The 2,542-nt window shown below is 66.8% G+C and carries 2 protein-coding genes; both read left to right on the top strand.

All coding sequences use genetic code 11. From position 1 onward, the window contains the following. The first annotated feature begins 232 nt into the window (after nucleotides 1–232). A complete protein-coding gene (locus tag VQ042_RS25220; RefSeq protein ID WP_442880240.1) occupies nucleotides 233–688 on the top strand; it encodes a DUF2231 domain-containing protein in 456 nt (151 codons plus the stop codon). Beyond that, nucleotides 681–2,387, top strand: coding sequence for a PQQ-dependent sugar dehydrogenase (locus VQ042_RS25215; protein WP_331822993.1), 1,707 nt, complete (start codon nucleotides 681–683; stop codon nucleotides 2,385–2,387). Before VQ042_RS25220 ends, VQ042_RS25215 begins: the two co-directional genes overlap by 8 nt. Nucleotides 2,388–2,542: the final 155 nt, after the last annotated feature.

The raw sequence follows: 2,542 nt of genomic DNA, 5'->3' as shown, positions 1-2,542 counted from the left end.
CGCAAAATGATCCAGAAAAACAATACTCTCCAGTACCGCCTCGTCGGACACAGCCATTCCCGCAATCTCCCAATCGAATCAATTGGGAACCCACAGATTCAGTACTTGCACCAGATGTCACGCGCCAACTCACCCGATTGCCCTGCGGGGAATGGCCTGCTGCGCCGGGAACCAAGCGTCAGCCTACTCGTATTGTCATTGGTTCACCACCTGACATATCGAGATGTTCTCCATGGATTATCCGCATCCTCCCCTGACTGCGACGATCGGCGGGCAGTCGATCCACGCGATGCTCATCCAGTTCCCCTTCGTCTGCTTCACGCTGACGCTCCTGACCGACATCGCCTATTGGCAGACGGGCAATCTGATGTGGCAGGAATTCTCGTCCTGGCTGCTCTTCGCCGGCCTGATCATCGGCGGCTTCGCGCTGCTCGCCGGCCTCGTCGACTTCGTCACCCAGCCGCGCATGCGCGCCCAGCCACCGGCATGGGCCTATGCCATCGGCACCGTGGTGATCCTCGTCCTCGGCTTTGTGAACAGTCTCGTCCATGCCGGTGACGGCTGGACAGCGGTCGTCCCCAACGGCCTCATCCTGTCCGCGGTGACCGTGGTCCTCATCACCATCACGGCCTGGCTCGGCCGTTCGATGGTGTTCCAGTACGGCGTCGGAGTGCGCAACCATGATTGATCGCAAGGCATCCTTCCGGCCCGTCATCCTCGGCAGCAGTGCCCTGGTGCTGCTGGCGCTCGCCGGCTGCAGCGATGACGGCAGCGATTTCGACGTGTCGTCGCAGATCGGCCCGGACCCGGTCCTGCCGGAGCCGAGTTCGTCCCTGTTGCCCAGCCTCAAGGTCGCCGAGGTCGTGGGATGGGATGCGGCGCAGACCCCGACCGTTCCCGAGGGCCTGACGGTCACCCCCTATGCCACCGACCTGGCCAACCCGCGCACGGTTCACACCCTGCCCAACGGCGACGTGCTCGTCGTGCAGGGGCGAGCCCCTTCGGGCAAGCCGGTGTCGCGCCCGAAGGACGTGATCCGCGGCTGGATCATGTCGATCGCCCATGGCAGTGGCGGGCCGCAGAAGGAGAGCAACCTGATCACCCTGCTGCGCGACACCGATCGCGACGGCACGGTGGACGAGCGCAGCGACCTGCTGACCAATCTCGACTCGCCCTTCGGCGTGGCCTGGGCCGACGGGACGCTCTACGTGGCGTCGGCCGATGCTGTCCTGACCTACCCGTATGAACTGGGCCAGACCGAGATCACCGCAGCGGCCGAGGTGCTGACGCCGCTGCCGGGCGGGCCGATCAACCACCACTGGACGAAGGATCTGGCGCTCAGCCCGGATGGCCGGTTCCTGTATGCCTCCGTCGGTTCGAATTCGAACATCGTCGAACGCGGGCTCGAGGCCGAGAAGGGCCGGGCCGCGATCTGGCAGATCGACCGTGAGACGGGCGCATCAAAGGTCTTCGCCTCCGGCCTGCGCAACCCGAACGGCCTGACATTCCACCCGGACACGGACGTGCTCTGGGCGGTGATCAACGAGCGGGACGAACTTGGCCCCAATCTCGTGCCGGACTACATGACCTCGGTGCAGGAGGGCGGGTTCTACGGCTGGCCGTGGAGCTATTTCGGCGACCATGTCGACGAGCGGGTCTATCCGAAGCGGCCGGACATGGTCGAAAAGGCAATTGTCCCCGATTACGCCCTGTCGAGCCACGTCGCGGCGCTGGGGCTCACCTTCTCGAACGGTTCGGCGCTGCCCGAGGCCTATGCCAACGGCGCTTTCATCGGCGAGCACGGCAGCTGGAACCGCGACGATTTCAACGGCTACAAGGTCGTCTACGTCCCCTTCACCGACGGCAAGCCGGACGGCATGGCGCAGGACGTGGTGACGGGCTTCCTCGACGGTGACGAGGCGCGTGGCCGGCCGGTCGGCGTCGGGATCGACGGCACCGGTGCACTGCTGGTGGCCGACGACGCCGGCAACACGGTGTGGCGCGTCGCGGCGGCGGACGGCACCATCTCGCCGGAACCGGTCGGCACCGACGGGGTGACGGCAGGTGGCTCCGACGCGCCCGCGGCCGCCGAGGCGGCGCCCTCTGATGCGGCCGGCGGCGAGCCGGCGCCCGCGACCGAACCTGCTGCCGGGACCGCACCGGTCGAGGGCGGCAAGGCCGATGCTGCGCCGGCCGAGGTCGAGGGGGTCGTGGCGCCGCAGGACGAAGGCGAGGCGACCGCCCCGGCCGCTGCCGACGAGCCGCCTACCGGTGAGCAGCCGGCCGCGGCTTCGGATGGCCCGGCCAACCCCGAGCCGTCCCAGACGGAGGTCGCGCCGGCGGTGCTGCCGGAAGGAACGGTTCAGCCCGGACAGCAGGGGCAGTAGAGCCCGCTTCTCGACGCGACATTCGCGCACACAGCAACGGCGTCAGGGCAATCGCATTTCAGAACAGGCTGAGCAGGCGAGAGAGGAATGCATTGTCCCAGCCTGCCCTTTGGAATTTCCCCTTCAAGGATTCCTTTGAGCCGTCCTTCTGCATG

The sequence above is a fragment of the Aurantimonas sp. A2-1-M11 genome, assembly GCF_036549475.1.
Classification (GTDB): Bacteria; Pseudomonadota; Alphaproteobacteria; order Rhizobiales; family Rhizobiaceae; genus Aurantimonas.
Note: the sequence above shows the minus strand (reverse complement) of the source record. Positions and strands in the feature narration are given on the sequence as shown.